Raw genomic sequence first — 19577 nt, 5'->3', positions numbered from 1 at the left:
AGGTATGGTGTTTTTATGAGCAAGAGGCGAGTAGTCATTACGGGTATGGGAGCAATTACTCCAATTGGAAATGATGTTGCAACAACATGGGAAAGCGCAGTAAATGGAAAGTCCGGCGTCGGTCCGCTAACCCGGATTGATTCAAATGATTATCCGGCCAAGGTAGCTGCTGAAATAAAAGATTTTGATGTTGAGACGTACATGGATAAGAAGGAAGCAAGAAAAATGGACCGCTTCACTCAGTATGCGGTTGCTGCATCTTTTATGGCAGTTCGCGATGCGAACCTTGAAATTACAGATGAAATCGCTCCCCGCACAGGTGTGTGGATCGGTTCTGGAATCGGCGGAATGGAAACCTTTGAAAATCAGTTTGAAACACTTCTTACAAAAGGCGCAAGACGTGTAAGCCCATTTTTCGTCCCTATGATGATTCCTGATATGGCAGCAGGCCAGGTTTCCATCGCTTTGGGCGCGAAAGGCTTTAATTCCTGTACAGTGACAGCATGTGCAACCGGCACAAACTCCATTGGGGATGCTTTTAAAGTCATTGAGCGCGGCGATGCAGATGTCATGATTTCCGGAGGAACAGAGGCGCCGATTACAAGGATGGCATTTGCGGGCTTCTGTGCAAGCAAGGCTCTGTCTACGAATCCGGATCCTGCTACAGCAAGCAGACCATTCGATGCAAATCGAGATGGATTTGTTATGGGAGAAGGAGCAGGCATTTTAGTCCTTGAAGAACTTGAGCATGCACTTGCCCGCGGTGCAAAAATTTATGCAGAAATCGTTGGCTACGGCGCAACAGGCGATGCCCATCACATTACAGCTCCCGCACCAGGCGGCGAAGGCGGTGTCCGTGCGATGAGAATGGCGATGGAAAACGGCGGACTGTCACCTGAGGACGTTGATTATGTGAATGCACACGGAACAAGCACATCCTACAACGACAAGTTTGAGACGCTTGCCATCAAGGAAGTATTTGGCGAGCATGCTTATAAGCTTGCTGTTTCATCTACGAAATCAATGACTGGCCATTTGCTTGGCGCTGCAGGCGGAGTTGAAGCGATTCTTTCGATTCTTGCAATCAAAGAAGGCATCATCCCTCCAACAATTAACTACAGCGAAAAAGATCCGGAGTGTGATCTGGACTATGTGCCGAATGAAGCGAGAAAAGCCGAAGTGAATGTAGCACTCAGCAATTCACTCGGATTTGGCGGACATAACGCAACGATTATCTTTAAAAAATACGAGCAGTAATACGGAAAAGTCAGCTTAGCTGGCTTTTTTTAGTTTTAAGAAAGAATAAAAATTTTGCGCTTCTTTTCTTAGTTGATGGATCCTTTCACTTCCTCAAACACACCTTCATAAGATACGGCAGGAGGGAGTGGAGATTCCATGACTGTCATCAAAACAAATGAGTGGCTTGAACACTCTGCAGATCATATAAAAATTTGCGAGCGTCTGAAACCTTACTTTCATAAAAGCAAACCTGAGGAAATCAGCAAATATCTTCATTCATTTGGGATGTTCAAAGGAGAGCAGACTGGTGAGAGCCTGTATAAGGATTTAAAGAAGAACAGCGTGTGGGAATTTGTAAAGACGGATGAAGCTGCATTGAAAAAAGAGTGGGGCGGACCGGACGTGCCGATTTTCATATTGCCTGCAGATGCAGGGAACCGGAAAATGAGAAATGAATATGGCGGGAAATCAGGCCTTGCCTTTCACGATAAACTTTTCTTGTTTTTATCGGATAACAGCAAAAAAGAGATTCAGACCATACTCACACATGAGTATCATCATGTTTGCAGACTGGCAAAAGATCCTAAAAAAGAAAAAGACTACACGCTGATTGACGCTGTCATTCTCGAAGGACTCGCCGAGAATGCCGTGCGTGAGCGAATGGGTGCGGAATTTACAGGTTCATGGACGAAATATTATTCAAAAGAGCAGCTGACTCAATTCTATCAGACAATCATTGAGCCTAATCAAAATATAAAAAGAGACTCGCGCAAGTTCTCGCAACTGATGTTTGGAACCGGCTTTTATCCTAAAATGCTTGGCTATGCAGCGGGTTATTACATGGTGCAATGTTACATGGAGATGACAAAAGCGAATATAAAAGAATTATTCTCCGTTTCTTCAGAAGAAATAGTGAAAAAGTCATCGATTAAACCCAATTAAGGGTTTTTTTATTGGTATTTTTTCCTAGTAATGATGGTATTTTTAATATAAAGTTACATTATTTTAAAAATTAGCTTGATTTTGTAAAACTTTTGTAATACTATACAAATATATATTTTCTGATTATTCTATTTATAAAGAAAGTTAAGATGATTTATAAAATTTAGTATTTCAAGCGGTTTATCTTTTACATCATAGGGCGGTGAAGGGTATTGTCAGTACTGTTGGAAGTTAAAAATCTAAAAACCTATTTCTACAAAAAGAAGCAGGCTGTTCCGGCTGTGGACGGTGTTGACTTAAAGATACATAAAGGCGAGACGGTTGCACTAGTAGGAGAATCTGGTTCAGGTAAAAGTATCACTTCTTTATCGATTATGGGACTTGTTCCTAGCCCGGGCGGCAAAATTGTTGATGGAGAGATCTTATTAAACGGCAAAGATTTGGTGAAGTTACCTGAAAAAGATTTGTGTAAAGTCCGCGGAAACGACATATCGATGATCTTTCAGGAGCCGATGACATCTTTAAATCCGGTGCTTACAATCGGAGATCAGATTACAGAAGTGCTGATGTATCATCAAAAGCTTCCAAAAAATCAAGCTGTTAAAAAAGCAATTGAGTTACTTAGATTAGTAGGTTTCTCCCGTGCAGATGAAATCATCAATGATTATCCCCATAGATTATCAGGAGGTATGCGCCAGCGTGTCATGATTGCCATAGCCATGAGCTGCAATCCGAAACTGCTTATTGCAGATGAGCCTACAACAGCACTCGATGTAACGATTCAGGCACAAATTCTTGATTTGATGAAGGATGTCAGTCAAAAATTTGACACTAGCATTCTCTTAATCACTCATGATCTTGGTGTTGTATCTGAAATTGCAGAGCGGGTTGTTGTGATGTACTGCGGGCAGGTAGTAGAAGAAGCTTCTGTAGATGACTTGTTCAATGAGCCGCTTCATCCATATACGCAAGGATTAATGGAGTCTATTCCTTCAATTGATGGAAATATAGAGAAGCTTAATTCAATTCCAGGGAACGTTCCTTCTCCAGATAATCTCCCGGCAGGCTGCAGGTTTGCACCGAGATGCACGAAAGCATTTGACAAATGTTTCAGTTCTCTTCCAGCGCTTACGGAAAGATCAGCACATCGCTCTGTCCGCTGCTTTTTATACGATGATGAGGAGGCTGCTGTTCAATGAAAGTAGTAGACGCAGAAGTAAAATCACCGCTGCTGAAACAGGATGAAACGATCCTTCAGCTGATAGATGTCCAGAAGCACTTTCCGATCAAATCAGGTTTTCTGCAGCGGACTGCAGGACATGTAAAAGCAGTAGACGGCATTAATTTAACCGTAAAAAAAGGTGAAACCATCGGGATAGTAGGAGAATCAGGCTGCGGAAAGTCTACAGCAGGACGAACCATTATCCGCTTATATGAACCGACCGGAGGCAAGATTATTTTTGACGGGCAGGATATTTCACATTTACCCGAAAGTGAACTCCGCAAAACCGTCCGGAAAAATATTCAGATGGTGTTTCAGGATCCATTTGCATCGCTGAATCCCCGTAAAACACTAGGTTCCATTATTAAAGAACCAATGGATACACATAGCTTATATAGAGGAAGAGAGCGGACAGAACGAGTGGAAGAGCTCCTTGAAAAAGTAGGGCTAAACGCCTCCTTCATTAACCGCTATCCGCATGAGTTTTCCGGAGGACAGCGGCAGAGAATTGGAATAGCCAGAGCCATCGCCCTGAATCCGCAAATGGTTATTGCTGATGAAGCAGTTTCTGCTCTTGATGTTTCGATTCAGGCCCAAATCATTAACTTACTTGAAGATCTTCAGGACGAGTTTAACTTAACTTATATGTTCATCTCCCATGATTTAAGTGTAGTCCGTCATATAAGCGACCGCGTGGGCGTTATGTACCTTGGAAAAATGATGGAGCTTGCTGATAAGCACAGTCTCTACACAGAGCCGCTTCATCCTTATACTCAAGCCCTTTTATCCGCAGTGCCTGTTCCAAGAAAAGCAGGCCAGGCAAGAAGAGAGCGCATTGTATTAAAAGGAGAGCTGCCAAGCCCGGCCAATCCGCCTCAGGGCTGTGTTTTCCACACTAGATGTCCTGCTGCGACAAGCGCCTGCCGCGAAGCTGTGCCTCAATTTAAAGAAGTAAAAAAAAATCATTTTGTTGCCTGCCATCTATACTGATGGCAGGATCAGCATATATTCAAGTCCTTGAAGGGAGGAGATGGACCAACAATAATATGCATGTTAAGAAAACTAAAAATTCGAATTTTTAAGGGGGAAATACGAAGTGAAACAACGTAAAAGTTTATTAACATTTCTTAGCTTATTGTTAGTTTTCTCTTTGTTCTTAGCTGCTTGTAACAGCGGCGCAGGCGAAAAAACACCTGCTTCAGGTTCTGGCGGGAAAGAAGATAAACCGGCTGAAGATGCAGGCGAACCGCAAATGGGCGGAGATTTAGTTGTTGGAACGATTGGCGGACCAACATTGTTTAACCCAATGTATTCAACAGATGCTTCAAGCTCAGATATCGAAGGTTTCATCTTTGACGGTCTTGTAAGCTCTGACACAGAGTTTAACCCGACATTACACTTGGCAGAAGATATCCAAACGTCTGAAGACGGATTAACGTACACAGTTAAAATTAAAGAAGGCGTTAAATTCCACGATGGTGAAGAATTAAATGCTGATGACGTAGTATTTACATACGGCATCCCTAAGAGCCCTGACTATGTAGGTGAGCGCGGTTCTTCTTTTGAATCTTTAGAGTCTGTAACGAAAAAAGGCGACTATGAAGTAGAATTCAAGCTTTCTAAGAAAGATGCTTCTTTCTACCCTGTAGCTCTTAGCTACGGAATCCTTCCTGAGCACATCCTTGGAAAAGTTCCAGTTGGTGAACTTGGCGAAAACGAATTCAACACAAAATCTCCAATCGGTTCTGGTCCTTTCAAATTTGTTGAGTGGAAAGATGGAGAATATGTAAAAGTAGAGAAAAACCCTGATTATTTCTTGGGCGAGCCATACTTGGATTCAATCACTTACAAAATCGTTCCTGACCAGGATGCATTATTAGCACAGCTTCAAGCTGGCGATGTTGATTTTACTGAAGTTCCAGGAACTGATATCGAAACTGTAAAAAGCACGTTCAGCGGCGTGAAAGTGGAGTCTGGCCTTGGTCTTTCTTACACTTACATCGGCTGGAACCAAAAGAACGACCTATTCAAAGACGTGAAAGTACGTCAAGCTTTAACAATGGCACTTGACAGAGAATCAATGGTTTCTTCTGTAATGAACGGCGACGGAGAAGTTGCACACGTACCTGAAAGCCCGCTTTCATTCGCTTACAGCGACGATGTAACAAAGTTCTCTTATGACGTAGAGAAAGCTAAATCACTACTAAAAGAAGCTGGCTGGGAAGATACTGACGGCGACAAAATCTTAGACAAAGACGGCAAAAAATTCTCATTCTCTTTAAAAACGAACCAAGGAAACAAAATCCGTGAAGACATCGCTGTAGTTGTTCAGCAGCAATTAAAAGAAATCGGCATCGAAGTAAAGCCTGAGATCATTGAATTCTCTGCTTTCATCGAGCAAGTTTCTGCACCAAACTGGGATTTTGATGCAATGATCTTAGGATGGAGCTTGTCTACATTCCCTGATCAATATGACATTTTCCACTCAAGCCAAATTGCTGAAGGCTTAAACATGATTGATTATAAAAACGAAGAAGCAGATAAGTTAATGGAAGAAGCGAAACAAATTCTTGATCAAGATGAGTATGCTGCAAAACACGCTGACATCTACAAAATTATTGCTGAAGATCAGCCATACACATTCTTGTACTACCCTAACGTTCACCGCGTAATGCCTGAGAACTTACAAGGCTATGAGTTCAACGCTAAGAGCGAATTCTACAATATCCACAAATGGTGGTTAAAACAGTAATCATTCATTGATTGCTGCAACACTTCAGAGAAACTTGCAGAGGGAAGGGAATATTCCCTTCCCTCATTTTTATGAATTTGAAAATTGAACGAGTCTGCTGAGAATTCTGGACATGTTTTTATTTATAGAAAAATGAGAAGGAAAGGGGAGAACTAGCTGTGCTTTCTTATATCATCCGCCGTACGTTAATGGCTATTCCCTTATTATTAGGCATCACCATTATCTCTTTTGCGATCATACGATTAGCTCCTGGAGATCCTACAACATTATTAATGGATCCATCAATAAGTCCTGCTGATAAAGCGAAGTTTATGGAGAAATATGGATTAAATGATCCTGTACATATCCAATATTTAAAATGGCTAGGAAGCATGGTTCAGGGTGATTTTGGAACATCATTAATTCGTAAAGGTGTACCTGTAAGTGAAATGATTATGAACCGTTTGCCAAACACACTTCTTTTAATGGTCGTATCTACAGTCCTCGCATTGTTGGTCGCCATTCCGTTTGGAATCATTTCAGCTGCAAGACCGTACACAAAAGTTGACTATACCGTTTCTGTCACTTCCTTTTTGGGGCTTGCCACGCCTAACTTCTGGCTCGGTTTAATTTTAATTATGGTATTTTCCGTTCAGCTTAATTGGTTCCCGACAGGAGGGACCTCAACCTTGAATGCCGAATTCAGCATATGGGACAGGATTCACCATCTCATGCTGCCTGCGTTTGTGCTGGCCTCAGCCGATATGGCAGGGCTGACCAGGTATTCAAGGTCAAGTATGTTTGATGTTCTTAAACAGGATTACATGAGAACAGCGCGTGCAAAAGGATTCCGTGAATCAAAAGTAATCATCAAACATGGTGTCCGCAACGGGTTAATCCCGATCATTACGATTTTCGGATTAATGATTCCTTCATTCATTGGCGGAGCTGTTGTCGTTGAGAAAATTTTCTCATGGCCTGGGATCGGACTGTTGTTCATCGATTCAGCATTCCAGCGCGATTATCCTGTCATTATGGCTTTAACCGTTATCTCTGCTGTATTTGTAGTTATTGGGAACTTAATCGCAGACATTCTTTATGCAATTTTTGATCCGAGAATTGAGTATTAGGAAGGGGGAGCAAAATGGCACAAACAAACCTAACACCGGAAACTTCTAATCAACTGGAAGTTCATGGGAATTTAAAAGCGAACCCGGATACATTAACGAAAATATTTTTCAGGAAATTCTGCAAAAATAAATTGGCTATTGCAGGTGCTGTTTTTCTGATCTTTATTATTTCTGCAGCAATCTGTGCTCCGGTGATCGCTCCATATTCATATGAAACGCAAGATTTAATGAAGAAACTCGTTCCTCCTGGCGGCAGTGAACACCTTCTTGGAACGGACCGATTTGGGCGTGACTTGCTGACACGTTTGCTGTACGGTGCTCAAGTATCACTGTTAGTTGGATTTGCATCCGTACTGGGTTCTATTACAATCGGTACGGTAGTAGGAGCTATCGCTGGTTACTTTGGAGGAATAATTGATGCTATATTAATGAGATTTGTTGATATTGTTCTTTCAATTCCACAAATCTTTCTGCTTATTACACTTGTAACAATCTTTAAACCAGGTGTAGACAAGCTAATCATTATTTTTGCAGTACTGGGATGGACAACAACCGCACGTCTTGTACGAGGTGAGTTTTTGTCGCTGCGGACACGGGAATTTGTCCTTGCATCCAAAACAATCGGAACGAAAAGCTTTAAAATCATCTTCTCGCATATTCTTCCAAATGCAATTGGACCGATCATCGTATCTGCCACACTTTCTGTAGGGGGAGTAATTCTTGCTGAATCAACGCTGAGCTATCTGGGGCTTGGAATTCAGCCTCCGACTGCGAGCTGGGGGAACATGCTGCAGGACGCACAAAATTTTACGATTCTATTGACTTCACCATGGTATCCAATTTTGCCGGGATCACTGATTCTTTTGACAGTGCTTGCCTTTAACTTTGTAGGCGATGGCCTCAGAGATGCCTTGGATCCAAAAGTGAATGAATAAGACAGCGCAGCCAAGAATTTATTCTTGGCTATTTTTTATTGTCTGTTGAGTTATAATGATAGAATTCGGATTTAATCTGATAAAACAAGTGTTTTCATTGCTAAAACTTCGATTCAGAAAATATCACCGATAAAATGGCATTTTAGACTATTAAAACGCAAATTTATGCTGATAGAATGACAATTCTTACTGATTAATCCCAAAACTTCACATATGTATAAATGACCTCCAACAGAACATGCTCAAAAATTGTCGAACGAAAACATCCATAAAATGAACGAATTGGAATATATTTTCTTCTCTCTGCCTATACTGAAAGACAAAAGCATCGGAAGTGAGGGGTAATAAATGTTGTTTCTTCATGATGTATGGGTGAACTGGTTTGAAGGAGAAGAAAACGGGTACAATGTGTGTCATTTTCATGAATGGAGAAAAGATGACAGTGTTGAGCTTCTGGACCAGGTTCCGCTATTTAAAGTTAACTCGGTCTTATACCATTATATTGAGAATGATTTGTCGGAGCTGCCGCAGGGACTGTTAAAAGATGCCTTCCAAAAAGCATACATTCGAAAAAATCACGAGCGAATTCAGCTTGATTACTGTTTCGTCGTAACAGACGGACAGGGGATACTGGCAGTCGATACGATTGGCTACAGCATTCCAGTCCGCAAAAGCCGGTTAATTCCGCGCCAGGAACAGCTGGTTTATGAAATGATCAAAGATGTGGAAGCAGAAGAGTATTTGTTTGAGACAGAATCAATGGAAAAGGAATTTCATATCCTGTCGCCAAGTCCATCACATATGAGCGGTTTGACTAGAAAAGAACGGCAATTAAAGCAGCTGCTTTTCATGGCCCTTGATCAGCTGCAGTCAACAAAAAATGCGGCTGAGGTTAAGTATTGGTACACCGAATGGAATCCAACGATGTATGAAATGATACAGGACATGAGCTTTGAAGATGTATGGAGAAAGCTTTACGATGAAACGATAAATGGCTGGAGTCCTAAGCATATGACGTTATGTGAGCATCTGATAAAAGGACAGCCATTCTTTGAGAAGCTTTGGGAAATGGAACATGAATCAAAAGTGAACTAGGACAAGCTCAAATAAAAGAAACCAATTCACAGAATATGGTTTCTTTTTTATGGTAAAAAAACGGTATAATTGAAAATGAATGGTAAAATAGAGCGGTATGCAATTATAAACGATTAGCGAGGGTTCATATGAGCAGCGAAAAAGAACAAATTGAAGAATTACAGGCGGAAATTCTTGAACTTAAAAAGCAATTAGCAGCAAGTGCTGAGATTATAAAAGAAATTTCTGTTCCGATTATCCCGTCCATTATTCCTGATACCATTCTTGTCCCGATTACCGGAAGACTTTCGTCTGAAAGATTTGATCAAATCATCTCAAAAATTTTAGAAGTTTCTCATTCAGATGAAATTTCTACTGTAATTGTTGATTTTTCAGCGATCTCAGAAAAAGAAATATGGGAACTCGATCTGTTTGGATCTTATATTCATAATATGACGTCAGCAATCAGGCTGATGGGCATTCAGATTCTGTATGTGGGCTTTGGGCCTGCTTTAACCCAGCTGCTTGTCACTTCCGGACTGACAAACTTTAATGAAATTCAGTCGTTTTTGTCATTCAGAACGGCCCTTCAATATTTAATGACTCAAAAGGGAATGGAGTTTGAACAGCAAATATAAAGAGAGCATCGGATGCGATGCTCTCTTTTTATATGATTCATTATCTTCTTTTTCTGCCAAGACCCATGGCATTTTCCATTTTTTTAATCATTTTGTTTGCCGCAGCATTTGCTCTTTCTGCACCGCGGTCTAAAATATGATCCAATTCTTCTGACTCGAGTAAAGCATAGTACTTATCTTGAATGGGCTTCAGCACTTCAATCACGGAAGCCGCGGTATCGTTTTTAAAATCACCGTATCCTTTGCCTTCATATTTTTTCTCTAAATCATCAATGGACTCACCAGAAAGGATGGAGTAAATAGAGAGCAGATTAGAGACACCTGGTTTGTTTTCTTTATCAAATTTTACGATTCCTTCTGAATCCGTTACTGCGCTCTTGATTTTCTTTTCGATCGTTTTTGGTTCGTCTAATAGAGTAATAAACGATTTTAAATTTGGATCTGATTTGCTCATCTTTTTCAGAGGATCTGCAAGTGACATGACTCTTGCGCCGACTTTTGGAATGCGGACCTCAGGGATTGTAAAGATGTCGTTATACTTTTTGTTAAAGCGCTCTGCCAGATCACGTGTCAGCTCTAAATGCTGCTTTTGATCTTCACCTACAGGAACGATGTCTGTTTTATATAGTAGAATGTCGGCAGCCATTAGTGGCGGATAGGTTAATAACCCCGCAGAAACAGTTTCTTTTCCTGTAGATTTATCCTTAAATTGCGTCATTCTTTCAAGCTCTCCGATATAAGCGACACATTGAAGCATCCATCCTGCCTGAGCATGTGCGGGAACTTCAGACTGAACAAATAATGTTGCTTTTTCAGGATCGATGCCGATCGCAAGGTAGAGGGCTGCAAGACTGCGAATACTTTTGCGCAGCTGAAGACGATCCTGCGGGACAGTGATCGCGTGCTGATCAACAATGCAAAAGTAGCAATCGTAATCATGCTGAAGATCAACAAATTGTTTCATTGCCCCGATATAATTTCCGAGTGTAACGGATCCTGTAGGCTGTATGCCCGAAAAAATAGTTTTCATTTTATCACTCCTGTTTTAAAATACACACAAAAAAGCCCATTCGTGTCCTGCTGAACAGGGACGAATGGACCGCGGTGCCACCCTAATTATTTCTAAAAGAAATCACTTAACGTCTTTTAACGCAAGACGAAACGGCTGATCCTACTAATGTTCGGCCAGCTGCTCAAAAGTCCATTCCATAGCTTTCATTGCCTGCATTCCAGCAGCAGCAGGCTCTCTAAAAATGAAGTCACTATGTACTACTCTTTATCATCGCTTCATAAATAAGTATTTTTTTTCATTATAAAAGCTTATGAGCAGATAATCAACTGCTTTACAGGTAATAGAGCATTAACCCCGCAAGCATAGTGGCAGCAAGGAGCAGGCCTGCTAATAAAAATGGCATGTATTCAATGCTCAGCAGCTCAGAAAACAGCCTCATTTCCTCTACTTCTCCCTTTTCTAAATCGCTGCCTTTTGATTGAAAGGTTCTTCTAAAACCTTGTGTAATTCCATCAAAAAATCCACCCTCCGCTACAAGCAGGAACAGCGAAATGAAAAGCAGAATTCCAGATATGTAAAAAGAAATATTGATATAGTGAAGAAGCGTGATCTCTCCATAGAATAGAAGGGAGAGCATAAAGACTAGAACAAACGACACGGAAAACGTTGATAAAAATAATTTTCGTTTCATAAATACCCTCTTTTTTTAACTAATTATACTAAAATGTAAACCGTTCAAATAGTAATTTTGTATCGAAATATACGAAAGATATTATAGCACGAAAAGTAAAACTAGTCAGAATCTTTTTATTATGCCCGCAAAATAGTTTATTAACTATTGTTGTATATTGTATACATTTTATATTTTACACACTATTTAAATTCTTTACAAAGACTAAGCATTTGGTATTTCCTGTGTAAATTAACTGAAATATCAGGACAGAATACAGCATAATTTGTAGGTATAAAGAACTATTTTTCATTAAAAATAGTCTTAATTTTATTGCATTTGTGTAAATTTTATTAAAAAAATGAATGTACAAAAATTCGAAAGCTTGTATAATAGTGTTTGTAAGAATTTTTTAAAAATAAAAGGGAGGGTTATTAATGAAAAAGTCAAAATTTTCATTGCTTTTAGTTCTTTCGCTTGTATTAAGCGTTATCTTAACGGCTTGCTACGGCGGAGGCAATTCAAGTTCTTCTGACGGAGGAGACAAAGAGAAAGACTCTAAAGAAGAAACAAATGTGGCACAGGAGCTTAAAGTTCTAGAATCATCTGAGATTCCTTCAATGGACTCTGTATTAGCAACTGATACAATCAGCTTAACTCAATTAAACAATACGAACGAAGGTTTATACCGTATTGATGAAAACCAAGAGCCAGTGCCAGCTATGGCTGAAGGCGAGCCGGAAGCTAATGAAGACGGCACAGAATATACGATTAAATTAAAAGAAGATGCAAAATGGTCTAACGGCGAGCCTGTTACTGCTAACGACTTCGTTTTTGCTTGGCAGCGCGCTCTTAACCCTGATACAGGATCTGAATATGGTCCATACATGATGATGGGTAAAATCAAAAATGCTGAAGCACTTTTCAATGGTGAAGTGAAACCAGAAGAATTAGGTGTTAAAGCTAAAGATGAAAAAACATTGGTTGTTACACTTGATAAACCAATTGCTTTCTTTAAATCATTAATGGCTTTCCCGACTTTCTATCCTCAAAACCAAAAGTTTGTTGAAGAACAAGCTGCAAACTTCGGTAAAAAATCAGAAAATTTAGTGTTCAACGGACCTTTCACGATCCAAGGATGGGAAGGACCAGCTGATACTGAGTGGACTTTAGAGAAAAATGCGGAATACTGGGATGCAAAAAATGTAAGCCTTGATAAAATCACATTCAACGTTTCAAAAGATCCTCAAGCTGCAGCAAATGCATTTGAAGCTGGAGAAGCAGATGTTACTCCTAAACTTTCAACGCCGGCTGTTATCGCTCAATATGAAGGTGATGACCGTTTGTTAAGATGGTTAGAGCCTACAATTTTCTGGCTTAAATTAAATCAGAAGAACGAAGCTCTTGCTAACGTAAACATCCGTAAAGCAATCGCAATGGCATTTAATAAAGAAGATTTAACAAACGAAATCTTAAACAATGGATCTATTCCTGCTAACTATGCTGTACCGAAAGAATTCGTTACAAACCCAGAAACTGGCGAAGACTTCCGCGAAGCTAATGGAGATCTATTAACTTACAACGTAGAAGAAGCTAAAAAGCTTTGGGCTAAAGGCTTAGAAGAAATTGGCCAAAAAGAAGTGAAATTAGTATACCTTGGCGGAGACACTGAGACGTCAAAAACAATCGATTCTTACATGAAAGATCAGCTTCAAAAAAATCTTGAAGGCTTAACAATCGATGTACAAAGTGTTCCTTTCAGCGTTCGTTTAGATCGCGACAAAACAATGGATTATGACATCCAGGCTGCTGGCTGGGGTCCTGACTACCTAGATCCGATTTCTTTCTCTGATCTATGGATTACAGATGGCGGAAACAATAAAATGGCATACTCAAATGAAAAGTATGACAAATTATTAAAAGACGCTCAAACAACTTTAGCTAACGATCCTGCTAAACGTTTCGAAGCTCTGCAAGAAGCTGAGAAAGTTGTATTAGAAGAAGATGCTGGTATCGCACCAATTTACCAACGTGCATCTAACCTATTAATCAACAAAAAAGTTGAAGGATTCACATATCACCTTGTTGGTCCTGAATACAGCTACAAGTGGATTAAAATCACTGACGCTGAGTAATACTTATTTACGGATGCAAGTCGAATGATTATAATCAAAAAGAATAAAAAGAGAGTATATGTATATACTCTCTTTTTACCTGCTAAAGAATTGTCGAATTATGTAGATGATTCTGAATTTTTCATATAGTTCTAGGAGGTGCACACATGGTTAAATATTTAGGCCAACGTATGATTTACATGCTTATCACACTTATATTAATTGCTTCATTTACATTTTTCCTTATGAAAGTGATCCCCGGTACTCCATTTAAAAACAACAAGCTGTCAGATGCACAGGTAGAGATCATGAAAGAAAAATATGGATTAGATGAGCCTGTACCTGTTCAGTACTTTACCTATATGACAAACCTTGCTAAAGGTGACTTGGGAGTATCTTTCCAATTTAACAACACTCCGGTAACTGAGCTGCTTGCTGCTCGTATAGCCCCATCTGCCATCCTCGGATTTCAGGCAATGTTTGTAGGAACGATATTAGGAATATTTCTTGGTATTCTCGGAGCACTGCGTCAGAATACATGGGTGGATTACGGTGCAACATTCTTTGCTGTTATCGGTAAATCCATTCCATCGTTTGTTTTTGCCGGATTAATGCAATATTACATCGGTGTAAAGCTCGGATGGCTTCCGGTTGCCTTCTGGCGCGGACCAGAATACAGCATTTTGCCTACAATAGCTCTTGCTATGTTCCCAATTGCGATTGCTGCACGTTTTATGAGAACAGAAATGATTGATGTTTTAAATTCAGATTACATTACACTAGCAAAAGCCAAAGGCGCAAGCTACTTTGAAATCGCCTTTAAACATGCACTGCGTAATGCTTTAATTCCAGTTGTAACGGTTTTAGGACCGCTAGCTGTTGGACTGATGACAGGTTCCCTGGTTATTGAGAAAATTTTCTCCGTACCTGGAATTGGAGAGCAGTTCGTTAAATCAATTACAGTAAACGACTACCCGGTCATCATGGGTACAACCCTTTTATTTGCTTTCCTATTTGTTTTAATTATTCTTGTTGTCGACATTTTATACGGCATCATTGACCCACGAATTCGTTTAGCGGGAGGTAAAAAATAATGGCACAAAAAGAAATCAGCAAAGAATTATTCGAACCCGCTAAGTTGGATTCTGCAAAAAGTGAGGAAATCAATAAGCCGAGTTTGAATTATTGGCAGGATGCTTGGCTGCGGGTTAAGAAAAATAAAGCTGCCGTGTTCAGCATGGTTGTTATTGTTCTGCTAGCATTATTAGCTTTTATCGGTCCTGCTGTCAGCGGATACGATTCAGCCCGCCAAAAAGCAACACACGCAAACTTGCCTCCGCGTATTCAAGGACTTGAAAACATCGAATGGCTTCCTTTTGATGGAACAAGAACTCTTAATAATGGTGAACAAGTAAAGGTTTATGAACAAAAACAAATTAAAGAATACTACTGGCTTGGAACAGATAACCTGGGCCGTGATCAGTTTACCCGCATCTGGAAAGGAACACAAATCTCTCTATACATCGCATTTTTAGCAGCATTCATCGACATGGTCATCGGTGTTGCTTACGGTGCAATATCCGGATATTTCGGCGGACGTCTTGATAATGTCATGCAGCGTATCATTGAAGTGCTGATGGGTATACCAAACTTAGTTGTCGTTATCTTAATGATTTTGATATTAAAGCCTGGTATTATTTCAATTACAGTTGCGTTAACAATCACTGGATGGGTTGGAATGGCAAGGGTTGTTCGCGCTCAAGTACTTAAAATGAAGAATCAGGAATTTGTTTTGGCATCGAGAACACTTGGTGCAAGTCATGCGAAAATTATCTTTAAGCATATGATTCCTAACTTGGTTGGGGTTATTATCATTAATACAATGTTTACCATCCCGAATGCTATTTTCTTCGAGGCGTTCTTAAGCTTCATCGGACTTGGATTACAGGATCCTCTTGCCTCTCTGGGAACGTTAATTGATGAAGGGTTTAAATCAATGAGAGCATTCCCTTATCAAATGATTTACCCGGCGATCGTAATCAGTGTCATTATGATTGCATTTAACATGATTGCAGACGGACTGCGCGATGCGCTGGATCCTAAGATGAGAGACTAGAAAAAGGCAGGTGACCTAAGATGGAAAAAATATTAGAAGTAAAAGATTTGCATATTTCGTTCCACACGTTTGCAGGAGAAGTACAAGCCATTCGCGGTGTGGACTTTGACTTGAAAAAAGGGGAAACACTGGCGATTGTAGGAGAATCAGGCTCCGGTAAATCTGTTACAACAAAATCCATCATGAGATTATTGCCTGAGAGCAACTCTGAAATCAAACAAGGTGAAATTCTCTTTAATGGAAAGAACTTGGCGGAACTGTCTGATAAACAAATGCAGAAAATCCGCGGTAAAGATATCTCTATGATTTTTCAGGATCCAATGACTTCATTGAATCCGACAATGATTGTTGGAAAGCAAATCATGGAGCCGATCGTAAAGCATCAGAATATGAGCAAAGCACAGGCAAAGGAAAGAGCGATTGACCTCTTGCGTCTTGTTGGAATTCCAAAACCTGAGCTGCGCTTCAAACAATACCCTCATCAGTTCTCGGGCGGTATGAGACAGAGGGTTGTTATTGCCATCGCGCTTGCTTGCAATCCGAAAGTGTTAATTGCGGACGAGCCTACTACCGCTCTTGATGTTACGATTCAAGCTCAGATTCTTGAACTGATGAAGGATCTTCAAAAGAAAATTGACACGTCAATCATTTTCATTACACATGATCTTGGAGTAGTAGCAAATGTTGCTGATCGTGTAGCGGTTATGTACGGAGGAAAAATCATTGAAATTGGAACGGTAGATGAGATTTTTTACAATCCGCAGCATCCGTACACTTGGGGCCTTATCAGTTCAATGCCTAGCCTTGATTCGCAAGATCAGGAGCTGTATGCAATACCTGGAACGCCTCCAAATTTATTGCATCCTCCAAAAGGCGATGCTTTTGCACCGCGTAACGAATATGCCATGCAAATTGATTTAGAACAGCAGCCGCCAATGTTTAAAGTTTCAGATACACATTATGCTGCTACATGGCTGCTTCATCCTGATGCACCAAAGGTTGAACCGCCTGCAGCGGTAAAGCTTCGTCAGCGCAAGTTCCCTGAAATGAAGGAGGGAAAGTAAGTAATGGAAAGAGAAAAACTTCTTGAGGTCAAAAATTTAAAACAGCATTTTAATATAGGAAAAGCAAATGAAGTAAAAGCAGTGGATAATATTTCATTTGATATCTATAAAGGTGAAACTCTTGGACTTGTTGGTGAGTCAGGCTGCGGAAAGTCTACAACCGGCCGTTCAATTATCCGTTTATACGATGCTACAGACGGTGAAGTGAAATTTAATGGTGTAAACGTTCACGGTAAGAAATCAAAAAGCGAGCTGAAAATTTTTAACCGCAAAATGCAGATGATTTTCCAGGATCCATACGCTTCCTTAAACCCGCGCATGAAAGTATCTGACGTTATTGCCGAGGGAATTGATATTCATGGTTTGGCAAAATCAGATAAAGAGCGGATGGAAAGAGTGTACGAGCTACTTGAAACAGTAGGTCTGAACCGGGAGCATGCTAACCGTTTTCCGCATGAATTCAGCGGCGGACAGCGCCAGCGTATCGGAATCGCGCGTGCACTTGCAGTAGATCCTGACTTCATTATTGCAGATGAGCCAATATCTGCACTTGATGTGTCCATTCAGGCACAGGTTGTAAACTTAATGAAGAAACTGCAAAAAGAAAAAGGCCTTACGTATCTATTTATTGCCCATGACCTTTCAATGGTAAAATACATCAGCGACCGCATCGGTGTTATGTATTTTGGCAAGCTGGTTGAACTTGCAGATGCAGAAGAGCTATACAACAATCCGATTCATCCTTATACACAAGCATTGCTTTCTGCTATACCTCTTCCAGATCCTGATTATGAGCGCACTCGTGTCAGAAAGAAATACGATCCAGCCCAGCATCAGTATACAGAAGGAGATGAGCCGCAGTTCCGTGAAGTAAAACCTGGCCATTTCGTTATGTGTTCAGAAGCTGAATACAAGCAGTACAAAACTTTATACGCGAAGTAATGCAAAGTGATCTCATTGACTGAGATCACTTTTTTTTATGTGTAAAAAGAATGAGAAATGAAAGCGGAAAGCTGTAGAAAATTGTCAAAATAAGTCCCAATACATGTATGAACATCCTGATTTTTCATTTATAATGAGGAGAGATCAGCAAATGGAGGGTGTTAAACGTGGCTTTTTTTCAAAAGATTGTACCTGCATTCCTGATAGCAGGATCTATTGCCGCAGCTGGAGCAGGCTATCAGGTGCAGGCAGACACAGGCTTAGTTGCCTCTGCACACAATAGTAAAGAACTTGTGTATCAAAAGAAAGAATTGCCGGATTCGATGCCCCGTTTTGTATTTGATTCAGGATTGAAGTTTGAATATCCAGATGCAATCAGAGGAATCTATGTAACAGGACATTCTGCCGGAGGAAGCAAGTTTGAACAGCTGACAAAGCTGATGGATACAACGGATTTAAACGCAATGGTCATTGATGTGAAAGATGATTACGGGAATTTGACTTATCGCCCTGACCCCGCGTCTCCTTATTACGATATTAGTCAACAATACATAAAAGATCCGCGCGCCATGCTGAAAGAGCTTGAGAAAAAGAAAATCTATCCGATAGCGAGAGTTGTTGTTTTTAAGGATTCGGTTCTTGCAAATAAAAAACCGGAATGGTCATATAAAGACGGAAACAGTGTCTGGAAGAACGGGCGCGGAGAATCATTTGTAAACCCATTTGTTAAAGACGTATGGGATTACAATGTTCAGATTGCCATTGAAGCCGCAAAGCTCGGTTTTCAGGAAATTCAATTTGATTACGTCCGTTTCCCTGAAGGGTTCGAAAACAAAGATGCCACGCTAAAATACAGCCACGGGGATTATACAGACTCAAAGCAAGACAATGTTCAAAAACGAGTAACAGCTGTAACGGATTTTGTTGAATACGCTAGAGAAAAATTGAAGCCTTATGGCGTTAAAACGTCCGTTGATATCTTTGGATATACAGCGACATTGCCTGAAGCACCAGGTATCGGCCAAAACTTCACCAAAATCTCAGACCATGTGGATGTCATCTCATCCATGATTTATCCAAGTCACTGGACGGCCTATTTCGGCATTGCGAAGCCCGACTTAAAACCTTACGAACTCATAACTGAATATGCAAAGCTTGAAAACAAAAAGCTTGATGAACTGAAAACAAGACCCGTATCGCGCCCGTGGCTTCAGGATTTCACAGCCTCATGGCTCGGAAGCGGAAACTACAAAAAGTACGGAAAAGAAGATGTAGAAGCCCAAATCAAGGCATTGAATGATCAGGGGATAGAAGAGTACCTTCTTTGGAATGCCGGAAATAACTATACAAAAGGCGTAGATTACACGCCTTGATGCAATAAGAGAGTACAGCAAAATACAGAAAAAACGGGTACTGAAATGCAGCGCATTTCAGTATCCGTTTTTTTCTATGATCCCACTTTGAAGTGGTTCAGTTTGAAAAGTGTCCTCAAAGGAGGTCTATGATCCCACTTTGACGTGATTTAGCATGAAAAGTGTCCTCAAAGGAGGTCTATGATTCCACTTTAACGTGGTTCAGTGTGAAAAGTGTCCTCAAAGGAGGTCTATGATCCCACTTTGAAGTGGTTCAGTTTGAAAAGTGTCCTCAAAGGAGGTCTATGATTCCACTTTGACGTGATTTAGCATGAAAAGTGTCCTCAAAGGAGGTCTATGATTCCACTTTGACGTGATTTAGCATGAAAAGTGTCC

17 protein-coding genes and 1 other annotated feature are annotated in these 19577 nt (G+C 40.4%); of the genes, 15 read left to right on the top strand and 2 right to left on the bottom strand.

Going from position 1 to position 19577, the window contains the following annotated elements; translation table 11 throughout:
- Positions 1–15 precede the first annotated feature (15 nt).
- The 9 genes from fabF (at position 16) to E2R53_RS11615 (ending at position 9911) form a co-directional block, all read left to right on the top strand.
- Positions 16–1257, top strand: coding sequence for a beta-ketoacyl-ACP synthase II (gene fabF, locus E2R53_RS11655; protein ID WP_133312268.1), 1242 nt, complete (start codon positions 16–18; stop codon positions 1255–1257).
- 138 nt (positions 1258–1395) lie between these two features.
- Entirely contained in the window at positions 1396–2181 is a 786-nt protein-coding gene (locus E2R53_RS11650; protein WP_133311910.1) for a DUF2268 domain-containing protein, read from the top strand.
- A 212-nt stretch (positions 2182–2393) separates the two neighbouring features.
- Positions 2394–3380: an ABC transporter ATP-binding protein gene (locus E2R53_RS11645; protein WP_133311909.1), complete on the top strand. Its 987-nt coding sequence runs from the start codon at positions 2394–2396 to the stop codon at positions 3378–3380.
- Positions 3377–4393, top strand: coding sequence for an ABC transporter ATP-binding protein (locus E2R53_RS11640; protein WP_133311908.1), 1017 nt, complete (start codon positions 3377–3379; stop codon positions 4391–4393). Before E2R53_RS11645 ends, E2R53_RS11640 begins: the two co-directional genes overlap by 4 nt.
- Positions 4394–4499: 106 nt before the next feature.
- Positions 4500–6155: a peptide-binding protein gene (locus E2R53_RS11635; protein ID WP_133311907.1), complete on the top strand. Its 1656-nt coding sequence runs from the start codon at positions 4500–4502 to the stop codon at positions 6153–6155.
- A gap of 158 nt (positions 6156–6313) precedes the next feature.
- A complete protein-coding gene (locus tag E2R53_RS11630) occupies positions 6314–7264 on the top strand; it encodes an ABC transporter permease (protein ID WP_133311906.1) in 951 nt (316 codons plus the stop codon).
- Positions 7265–7278: 14 nt separating this feature from the next.
- Positions 7279–8199, top strand: coding sequence for an oligopeptide ABC transporter permease (gene opp4C / locus E2R53_RS11625; RefSeq protein ID WP_133311905.1), 921 nt, complete (start codon positions 7279–7281; stop codon positions 8197–8199).
- A 348-nt stretch (positions 8200–8547) separates the two neighbouring features.
- Positions 8548–9294, top strand: coding sequence for a YjbA family protein (locus E2R53_RS11620; protein WP_133311904.1), 747 nt, complete (start codon positions 8548–8550; stop codon positions 9292–9294).
- A gap of 128 nt (positions 9295–9422) precedes the next feature.
- On the top strand, positions 9423–9911 hold the full coding sequence (locus tag E2R53_RS11615; protein ID WP_133311903.1) for an STAS domain-containing protein: 489 nt from the start codon (positions 9423–9425) through the stop codon (positions 9909–9911).
- A gap of 40 nt (positions 9912–9951) precedes the next feature.
- On the opposite strand, the gene trpS is transcribed toward E2R53_RS11615, so the two are convergent.
- Positions 9952–10941, bottom strand: coding sequence for a tryptophan--tRNA ligase (trpS, locus tag E2R53_RS11610; RefSeq protein WP_133311902.1), 990 nt, complete (start codon positions 10939–10941; stop codon positions 9952–9954).
- A gap of 53 nt (positions 10942–10994) precedes the next feature.
- Positions 10995–11203 (bottom strand) — a binding site (T-box leader).
- A gap of 51 nt (positions 11204–11254) precedes the next feature.
- Positions 11255–11614 (bottom strand): DUF3899 domain-containing protein, encoded by a 360-nt coding sequence (locus E2R53_RS11605; RefSeq protein ID WP_133311901.1) that lies wholly within the window; start codon positions 11612–11614, stop codon positions 11255–11257.
- Between the two features lie 416 nt (positions 11615–12030).
- On the opposite strand from E2R53_RS11605, the gene E2R53_RS11600 reads away from it, so the two are divergent.
- The 6 genes from E2R53_RS11600 (at position 12031) to E2R53_RS11575 (ending at position 19202) form a co-directional block, all read left to right on the top strand.
- Entirely contained in the window at positions 12031–13728 is a 1698-nt protein-coding gene (locus E2R53_RS11600) for a peptide ABC transporter substrate-binding protein (RefSeq protein ID WP_133311900.1), read from the top strand.
- 146 nt (positions 13729–13874) lie between these two features.
- A complete protein-coding gene (gene opp3b / locus E2R53_RS11595; protein ID WP_070879186.1) occupies positions 13875–14801 on the top strand; it encodes an oligopeptide ABC transporter permease in 927 nt (308 codons plus the stop codon).
- Positions 14801–15823: an oligopeptide ABC transporter permease gene (opp3C, locus tag E2R53_RS11590; RefSeq protein ID WP_133311899.1), complete on the top strand. Its 1023-nt coding sequence runs from the start codon at positions 14801–14803 to the stop codon at positions 15821–15823. Before opp3b ends, opp3C begins: the two co-directional genes overlap by 1 nt.
- Positions 15824–15843: 20 nt before the next feature.
- Entirely contained in the window at positions 15844–16887 is a 1044-nt protein-coding gene (locus E2R53_RS11585) for an ABC transporter ATP-binding protein (RefSeq protein WP_070879184.1), read from the top strand.
- Between the two features lie 3 nt (positions 16888–16890).
- Complete coding sequence (locus E2R53_RS11580; RefSeq protein WP_133311898.1) at positions 16891–17829, top strand: ABC transporter ATP-binding protein; 939 nt, start codon at positions 16891–16893, stop codon at positions 17827–17829.
- A gap of 242 nt (positions 17830–18071) precedes the next feature.
- Entirely contained in the window at positions 18072–19202 is a 1131-nt protein-coding gene (locus E2R53_RS11575) for a putative glycoside hydrolase (protein ID WP_286166190.1), read from the top strand.
- The last annotated feature ends 375 nt before the right edge of the window (positions 19203–19577 follow it).

This window comes from Peribacillus frigoritolerans, assembly GCF_004358755.1.
Classification (GTDB): domain Bacteria; phylum Bacillota; class Bacilli; order Bacillales; family Bacillaceae; genus Bacillus_P.
Note: the sequence above shows the minus strand (reverse complement) of the source record. Positions and strands in the feature narration are given on the sequence as shown.

Bases quoted from the DNA above. Each gene is read 5' to 3' on its own strand.
- fabF (WP_133312268.1), top strand. From the start codon at position 16: ATGAGCAAGAGGCGAGTAGTCATTACGGGTATGGGAGCAATTACTCCA.
- opp3C (WP_133311899.1), top strand. From the start codon at position 14,801: ATGGCACAAAAAGAAATCAGCAAAGAATTATTCGAACCCGCTAAGTTG.
- E2R53_RS11650 (WP_133311910.1), top strand. From the start codon at position 1,396: ATGACTGTCATCAAAACAAATGAGTGGCTTGAACACTCTGCAGATCAT.
- E2R53_RS11585 (WP_070879184.1), top strand. From the start codon at position 15,844: ATGGAAAAAATATTAGAAGTAAAAGATTTGCATATTTCGTTCCACACG.
- opp3b (WP_070879186.1), top strand. From the start codon at position 13,875: ATGGTTAAATATTTAGGCCAACGTATGATTTACATGCTTATCACACTT.
- E2R53_RS11580 (WP_133311898.1), top strand. From the start codon at position 16,891: ATGGAAAGAGAAAAACTTCTTGAGGTCAAAAATTTAAAACAGCATTTT.
- E2R53_RS11615 (WP_133311903.1), top strand. From the start codon at position 9,423: ATGAGCAGCGAAAAAGAACAAATTGAAGAATTACAGGCGGAAATTCTT.
- opp4C (WP_133311905.1), top strand. From the start codon at position 7,279: ATGGCACAAACAAACCTAACACCGGAAACTTCTAATCAACTGGAAGTT.
- E2R53_RS11605 (WP_133311901.1), bottom strand. From the start codon at position 11,614: ATGAAACGAAAATTATTTTTATCAACGTTTTCCGTGTCGTTTGTTCTA.
- trpS (WP_133311902.1), bottom strand. From the start codon at position 10,941: ATGAAAACTATTTTTTCGGGCATACAGCCTACAGGATCCGTTACACTC.
- E2R53_RS11600 (WP_133311900.1), top strand. From the start codon at position 12,031: ATGAAAAAGTCAAAATTTTCATTGCTTTTAGTTCTTTCGCTTGTATTA.
- E2R53_RS11640 (WP_133311908.1), top strand. From the start codon at position 3,377: ATGAAAGTAGTAGACGCAGAAGTAAAATCACCGCTGCTGAAACAGGAT.
- E2R53_RS11620 (WP_133311904.1), top strand. From the start codon at position 8,548: ATGTTGTTTCTTCATGATGTATGGGTGAACTGGTTTGAAGGAGAAGAA.